The 6,439-nt window shown below is 68.9% G+C and carries 8 protein-coding genes and 1 pseudogene; 4 read left to right on the top strand and 5 right to left on the bottom strand.

The annotated features are described in order from the left end of the window. Window positions 1-124: 124 nt before the first annotated feature. The 3 genes and pseudogenes from D9T14_RS11050 to D9T14_RS11040 form a co-directional block, all read right to left on the bottom strand. Window positions 125-391, bottom strand: a pseudogene (locus D9T14_RS11050) (transposase family protein); the annotation flags it as partial. 596 nt (window positions 392-987) lie between these two features. Continuing rightward, complete coding sequence (locus D9T14_RS11045; RefSeq protein ID WP_119162579.1) at window positions 988-1,230, bottom strand: hypothetical protein; 243 nt, start codon at window positions 1,228-1,230, stop codon at window positions 988-990. Window positions 1,231-1,241: 11 nt separating this feature from the next. Then, window positions 1,242-1,445, bottom strand: a complete 204-nt coding sequence (locus D9T14_RS11040) for a hypothetical protein (RefSeq protein ID WP_119162578.1) — start codon at window positions 1,443-1,445, stop codon at window positions 1,242-1,244. A 133-nt stretch (window positions 1,446-1,578) separates the two neighbouring features. Here D9T14_RS11040 and D9T14_RS11035 point away from each other — a divergent pair, with 133 nt between their 5' ends. The 4 genes from D9T14_RS11035 to D9T14_RS11020 all read left to right on the top strand — a co-directional run bounded on the left by D9T14_RS11035 (window position 1,579) and on the right by D9T14_RS11020 (window position 5,435). After that, entirely contained in the window at window positions 1,579-2,328 is a 750-nt protein-coding gene (locus D9T14_RS11035; protein ID WP_119162577.1) for a cobalt-precorrin-6A reductase, read from the top strand. Window positions 2,329-2,534: 206 nt separating this feature from the next. Then, window positions 2,535-3,131, top strand: a complete 597-nt coding sequence (gene cbiT / locus D9T14_RS11030) for a precorrin-6Y C5,15-methyltransferase (decarboxylating) subunit CbiT (RefSeq protein WP_119162576.1) — start codon at window positions 2,535-2,537, stop codon at window positions 3,129-3,131. 262 nt (window positions 3,132-3,393) lie between these two features. Continuing rightward, on the top strand, window positions 3,394-4,044 hold the full coding sequence (locus tag D9T14_RS11025) for a precorrin-8X methylmutase (RefSeq protein ID WP_119162575.1): 651 nt from the start codon (window positions 3,394-3,396) through the stop codon (window positions 4,042-4,044). Further along, window positions 4,044-5,435 (top strand): cobalt-precorrin-5B (C(1))-methyltransferase, encoded by a 1,392-nt coding sequence (locus D9T14_RS11020; protein ID WP_119162574.1) that lies wholly within the window; start codon window positions 4,044-4,046, stop codon window positions 5,433-5,435. The genes D9T14_RS11025 and D9T14_RS11020 overlap by 1 nt, the downstream gene beginning before the upstream one ends. A gap of 247 nt (window positions 5,436-5,682) precedes the next feature. Here D9T14_RS11020 and D9T14_RS11015 read toward each other — a convergent pair whose 3' ends face one another. Then, window positions 5,683-5,997 carry a helix-turn-helix domain-containing protein gene (locus D9T14_RS11015; protein WP_232012489.1) on the bottom strand — a complete coding sequence of 105 codons (315 nt, stop codon included), beginning with the start codon at window positions 5,995-5,997 and terminating at the stop codon, window positions 5,683-5,685. Beyond that, a complete protein-coding gene (locus D9T14_RS14495; protein WP_374955806.1) occupies window positions 5,994-6,356 on the bottom strand; it encodes a type II toxin-antitoxin system RelE/ParE family toxin in 363 nt (120 codons plus the stop codon). Before D9T14_RS14495 ends, D9T14_RS11015 begins: the two co-directional genes overlap by 4 nt. Between the last annotated feature and the right edge of the window lie 83 nt (window positions 6,357-6,439).

Below are 6,439 nucleotides of genomic sequence, written 5' to 3'. Positions count from 1 at the left end.
AGATTGTCGAGTGTTTGGTAACCCAATTATCTCTGTGGCAGGCCCTCACCTTTTATCATGACACGCCCATACTGGTGAAATAGCCTCCAAGATCACCCCTCAAACCAAGAGTTTTGAATAACCCTCATCGTTTCTGCCAGCCTGTGAGCTCGCCGGCTGGTGGTTTGCGTATCGGGGTCGTCATGCCCAGCCCGGTGTAGCCCTTGTCGCCCAGTGGCGGGATGTCCGGGAAGTTCTCAAGAAAACCCGTGGACTGGATGGCTTTCGCGTCATGGGCTGACCCCGGGGCCGGATCGGACACCCACACCAGCCTCCCAGTCAGGGCGCAGGCCAGCTGAAGGTTCAACCCAGTCCGGGGGTGCTTGCCCGAGTACAGACCCGGCTGGTCCTTCCAGTCCGCAGGGCACGAGAGTACCGCCCACGATCAGAGTCTGGTCCTGGTCCAGGTCGCCTACGGTGGGCACGAGGCCTGCGAGGACCTCGACGATGCGAGCCGTCCACCGGGCGATGGCCCGGCAGATCGAGGACTGGCTGGCCCCGAACGACTCGGCCAACTCGACTTGGGCCAGGTTGCGTTGCAGAAAGGCCAGTGTGGCCCTGACCTGTTCTGCCCGGCTCAATATGAGCGGGCACCCCGTGGCCTGTGGGATGCGGGGTAATTGTGAACGAGGGCCTGGTAAAGGACTGCAATTACTTCGGCGGGGCAAGCCTGTTGTATCGTACACGCGATGACCTGTTCTGAGAATACGGATTGTCGACAACCCATTTTCTCAGTGAGCAGGTCCTCATCTTTCATCGTGGCACGCCCATATCAGTGGAACAGCCCTCAAGATCACCCCCTCAGATCAAAGGTTTTGAATAACCCTCATGAACCTCTTACCACACCCACATCTGCCCGGACGTGTTTGATCCCCGGGGACACGGCCCTCACCCGGCCGCTCTTCGGATGAACGATCGCGCGAAATCCAAGCCGGTACCGGCGCCCGCTCAGGCAGCCCGGTACTTGCGTGCGGCGGCCTGCTTCGACACGCCGAGCACCGCACCGATCATCCGCCACGAGGCGCCGGCCTCGCGTGCCTTGAGCACGGCCTCATCGACCCGCTTCAATGCGGCGTCCCGGTCGAGCCTGGCAGCCGTGAGCTCACGCAGAGCAGGACCCTCCAGGGTCTCGAGAGGCTCGGGGCCATCAGCGGCCTCGATTTCCGCGAGCATCTCCTCATTCGTCCGCATACCAGTCCTCCTCAGAGCCATCGTTTTCTCGCCTCCATGGCATGAAAGATCTCACCGTCGAGATTGCAGGCGACCTCGATCAGTCGACCATCGCGCGCAGGACCGACATACATGACATAACCATCCATCCGATGCGCGCGGATCGCCATCCGAATCGCGTGAAGCATGTCGGCCTCGTCGACACCGTGCTTGTGCGCGCTCGGAACAACCTCCACTCGTCAATAATAGTTGACGGCTGACGGCTCTGTCAGTCCCGCCCCGAGCAGGTCCCGTGGATCATCCTGACGTCGGCCCGGGCGCTCCAGGATCTCTTGCCCCGCTCCCCCGCCCGCGCTATCACTTGCCCCCATGGACGTGCTGATCCTCGGGGGCACCACGCTTGCCCGCACGCTGGCCGGGCTGCTCGTGGAGCAGGGCCTCGACGTCACCACCTCGCTGGCCGGACGCACGAAGACGCCGCGCTCCCTGCCCGGGGCGGTGCGGGTCGGTGGTTTCGGCGGGGTCGATGGGCTGGCCGGCTGGCTGGCCGAGAACCGGCCAGGCTGCGTCGTCAACGCAGTCCACCCGTTCGCCGCCGTCATGACCGCCAATGCCGCGGCCGCCTGCCGCCGCACGGGCATGGCGCTGGCCCGTCTCGAACCGCCGAGTTGGCGCAGCCAGCCGGGCTCAGCGGACTGGACCTGGGTGAACAGCAATGAGGAGGCCATCCAGGCCGTCCGGAATCTGCCCGATCCGGTGCTGCTCACCGTCGGCCGGCAGGGAACCGCCCACTACCTGCCGCTCGGCGAGCGCGACGTCACCCATCGCGTCATCAACGCACCCGACGAGGCCCTGCCGGCCGGCTGGACCCTCGTCACCCAGCGCGGGCCCTTCAGCTACGAGAACGAGCGGGCGCTCATGGCCGACCCGGCCCATACGATCGCCACGCTCGTCACGAAGGATTCCGGTGGCGCCGAACTCGACCCGAAACTCGTCGTGGCCACCGAGATCGGCGCGAGCATCGTCATGATCGCCCGGCCGCCTGCCCCCGGCTACGGCGACCAGCTGGACACCCCACAGCAGACACTCGACTGGGCCCTGGCCCAGCTGGGTGACTGACGAGAGGCGCCCAAGGCGCCTGGCGGGTCTGGGTCTGACGGACAAACGCGGAACACGGGAGCCCCGCCCCGCGACCTCGGCCAGCAGCGGCCGACACCAGGGCCGGGCCGTTCACGAGCGCCTCCTGGACGCCGCCGACGCGCTCCTGCCCAGGCCACCCGTAACGCCTCCCCGATCCGTCGCTGCGGCCGGATAATCTTGCGGGCGTGACCATCGACCGCGACGCCAGCCTGCTCGGCCGCACGCCCGGCCTGCCCGAGGAGCACTTCGCCCACGACGGGCTCATCACCAAGCACCCGGTGCGCGCCGTCGCGCTCGCCGGGCTACGGCCCATGCCCGGCGAGCTGCTGTGGGACCTGGGCACCGGCGCCGGGTCGATCGCCGTCGACTGGTGCCGCGCCGACCCGACGTGCCGGGCCATCGGCGTCGAGCAGCGGGCCGACCGCGCCGCCAACGCCCGCGCCAACGCGGCAAACCTCACCCTGCCCGGACAGTTCGAGGTGCGCGAGGGCGCGGTGTCCGAGCTCATTGCGGACCTGCCGGCCCCCGCCGCGGTCTTCATCGGCGGCGGCCTCACCGCGGGGCTCGCAGAGCAGTGCCTCGGCGTGCTGCCGCCCGGCGGGCGGCTCGTCGTGCACGCCGTGACGATGGAGGCAGACGTGGTCATCGCCGCCTTGCACGCCGACCACGACGGCGAGCTGTTCCGCCTCGGCGTGGAGACCGCCGACCGCATCGGCCGGCTGCGCGGCTGGAAACCCGCACGCACCATCACCTGCTGGAACTGGACCAAGCCGCCGGCCTGACCGGGCTGCACGGCCCGGTGAATTCCGGTCCGCACCGGTTCCGGGCCAGACCGCCGGACCGATCACCTGCCGCCCGACCCGGGCCGATTCGACCCATCGACGGTAGGCGGACCTTGATCACCCAGGGCGGAAAACCCCTCTCAGCGGGGCCAACGGCGCACTGAGAAGCAGATTCACCCCGGCGACGTGCTCAGCGCCGAACCTGGGCGGGCCGGCTGTGGCTATGCTGGGCGCCGCACGGCACGACGGGGTCAGGAGAGCGATGAACGACTACCTCAACAACGGTTCGGACATCTACAGCGAGTCCTTCCGCATCATCCGGGCCGAGTCCGACCTGGAACGCTTCCCCGCAGACGTCGAACAAGTCGTCGTCCGCATGATCCACGCCGCCGCCGACCCGGCCATCGCCGGCGATATCGTCTTCACCCCAGGCATCGTCGCCTCCTGCAAGGCAGCCCTTGCGGCCGGAGCGCCGATCCTGTGCGACTCCTCGATGACCGCCTCCGGGGTCATCCGCTCCCGGCTGCCCCGCGACAACGAGATCGTCTGCCACATCAAGGACCCCGCGCTCGCCGACGAGGCGAAGGCCAAGGGCGTCACCAAGACCCACGCCGCCGTCGACCGCTGGGCCGAGCAGGGCCAGCTGGACGGCGCCGTCGTCGCCATCGGCAACGCCCCCACCGCCCTGTACCGCCTGCTCGAACTGTGCCACGCCACGGGCGCCTGCCCGTCCGGCATTGTCGGCATCCCGGTGGGATTCGTCGGCGCGGCCGAGTCGAAGCAGGCGCTCGTGGACGACGACCTCGGCATGGAGTACATCACCCTGCTGGGCCGCCGGGGCGGCTCGGCGATCGCCGTGGCCGCGGTCAACGCCCTCGCCTCCCGCGCCGAGCTCACCAACGAGCACAGCTGATGCCCGACCGCTCCGCGCCCGTGCGCACGGGCCCCGGCGAGCCGCCGCGCGACGTCACCGCGGCGGACGCCCCGGCGGGCCCGGGCAATGACGCGGCGCTGGCCGAGCAGGGACGACACGACCTGACCGACCACGGGTCCGGCCCCGGATCGAGGAGGCGCGGGACGAGCGGCAGCGGGTCAGGGCCTGCGGAGCGCGACACCGCGGACGGGCCGGCTCCGAACGGTCGCGGATCGGCTGGCCGAGGCACGGGCCGCAAGTCGACCAGTCGCGGCTCGGGACGTGAGGCACAGCTCGACCGCTCGGGTCTTCGTCCCGGCTGGACGACCGGGGCCTGCGCGGCTGCCGCCAGCCGTGCCGCCTGGACGGCGCTGCTCACCGGCGTCTTCCCCGATCCCGTCGAGATCGAGCTGCCCCAGGGGCGCCGCCCGGCGTTCGCCCTCACGCAGGAGCGGCTGGGCGACGGCTCGGCGATGGCCGCCGTCACCAAGGACGCCGGCGACGACCCCGACGTCACCCAGGGCGCCGTGATCCGCGCCACGCTGCGCCGCGGCGAGCCGGGTAGCGGCATCACCTTCGCCGCCGGGGAGGGTGTCGGCACCGTCACCCGCCCCGGCCTGCCCCTGGATGTCGGTGAGCCGGCTATCAACCCGGTGCCGCGCAGCTACATCGCCGCCAATATCGCAGAGGCCGACCGTGCTGCCGGTGGCAGCGGCGCGCCCGATGTGCTCGTCACCGTGTCGATCGACAACGGCGAGGCCATCGCCCAGCGCACCTGGAACCCGCGGATCGGCGTCCTCGGCGGGTTGTCGGTGCTGGGCACCACCGGCGTCGTCGTGCCCTACTCGTGCTCGGCGTGGATCGCCAGCATCCACGAGGGCATCGACGTGGCCCGCGCCGGCGGGGTGCGGCATGTGGCCGGCACCACCGGTTCCTCGTCCACCACGACCGTCGAGACCCTCTACCCGGACGTCGAGCTGCTCGACATGGGCGACTTCGCCGGGGCCGTCCTGAAGTACCTGCACCGGCACCCGGTCCCCCGGCTGACCCTGTGCGGCGGTTTTGCGAAGATCTCGAAACTGGCCAACGGCTACCTCGACCTGCACTCGCACCGCACCCAGGTCGACCACGGGCACCTCGCCGCGCTGGCAGCTCGGGCCGGCGCCGGGCCCGAGCTCGTCGAGCTGGTGCGCCAGTCCCCCACCGCCGCCCACGCGCAGTCCCTCTGCGCGGACGCCGGTGTGCCGCTCGGTGACGCGGTGGCCTCCGCGGCCAGGGCCGAGGCGCTGGCGGTCATCGACAATCCGCAGGTCGACGTGCAGGTCATCTGCACCGACCGCACGGGCCGGATCGTGGGCCGTGCCGGATTCACCGGAAGCACCCCGGAATAGCTGGGACGGAGGCGGTGCGGTGACGGCATCGGGCCAGGTGACACATGAGCAGTACACGCCGGGGTACGGGGACACGGTCGCGGGCTTGTATGCGCGGCGCACGGCCGGTGCCGAGGCCGCGTTCTTCATCCCGCATCTGGCCAAGGGCATGAGGCGTTCGACTGCGGCCCGAAACCGGGCCCGCCCACGCTTGTTCGGTATGCCACTCAGACGCCCTGCAGGGCGCGCAGCAGCTCCTCGCGCACCTTCACGCTGCGACATTGATGCTGAGAGTCCCGCCGAGAGCGTGAGCGATGCGTGCGAGCATGATGCCCCCTGGAGCCTGAGCACCGCTCTCAATGGCGGAGATGACCGCCTGACGAGTATGAGCCCTTCGAGCGAGCTCAGTCTGGGACAGCCCGGCTGCTGTGCGTGCGTTGTAGACCAATTCAGCGAGTTGCAGCCGCGCCTCGGCTTCGATGGATGCCGCGTCGTACTCGGCACGCTCTGCATCGGTCATGGCGGCCAGGGATTCCTCCCTGACCTGTTCCCACGGAGTCGTCGCGGCGCTGGTGTTCATCATCGTCCCTCTCCCCTCCTCTTGGTGGCCTCTGCCGCGTGGCGCGCCGCCTGCGCACGCCTGGCCCGCAGAATCTCACCACGCTCGTTCTGACGTTGCTTTCGGAACGCTGTCAAAGTCACTGCCCTCCGATCCAACTCAAAGACGTAAGTGATGCGCTGGTTGACGTTTTCGCAGGCAAACCGCAGCTCGTACAACCCGCCGCCCAATGAGCGCGAGTGTGGCATGCGCAACATATTTCCTTGAGTGGCTAACCTCTCAAGAATGCGGTCTGCCGTTGCTTTCCCCGCGGGGCTCAGCCCCACGTACCAAGAGCGCACCTCGTCGGAGAACTCGACGGTCCACCTCACGCGACGCAGCATACTCTTGAACGGATATCTTGCCAACAAGATATCCGATGCTCTGTTCATCGTCGTGTACTGCTACGCGCTCACTGCGCTGAAGA

This window comes from Propionibacterium australiense, assembly GCF_003666605.1.
Lineage (GTDB): Bacteria > Actinomycetota > Actinomycetes > Propionibacteriales > Propionibacteriaceae > Propionibacterium > Propionibacterium australiense.
The sequence above is the reverse complement of the archived record's forward strand: the minus strand, read 5'-3'. Positions and strand labels throughout refer to the sequence as shown.

Bases quoted from the DNA above. Each gene is read 5' to 3' on its own strand.
- D9T14_RS11020 (WP_119162574.1), top strand. From the start codon at position 4,044: ATGCCCGACCGCTCCGCGCCCGTGCGCACGGGCCCCGGCGAGCCGCCG.
- D9T14_RS14495 (WP_374955806.1), bottom strand. From the start codon at position 6,356: ATGCTGCGTCGCGTGAGGTGGACCGTCGAGTTCTCCGACGAGGTGCGC.
- D9T14_RS11045 (WP_119162579.1), bottom strand. From the start codon at position 1,230: ATGCGGACGAATGAGGAGATGCTCGCGGAAATCGAGGCCGCTGATGGC.
- D9T14_RS11025 (WP_119162575.1), top strand. From the start codon at position 3,394: ATGAACGACTACCTCAACAACGGTTCGGACATCTACAGCGAGTCCTTC.
- D9T14_RS11015 (WP_232012489.1), bottom strand. From the start codon at position 5,997: ATGATGAACACCAGCGCCGCGACGACTCCGTGGGAACAGGTCAGGGAG.
- D9T14_RS11035 (WP_119162577.1), top strand. From the start codon at position 1,579: ATGGACGTGCTGATCCTCGGGGGCACCACGCTTGCCCGCACGCTGGCC.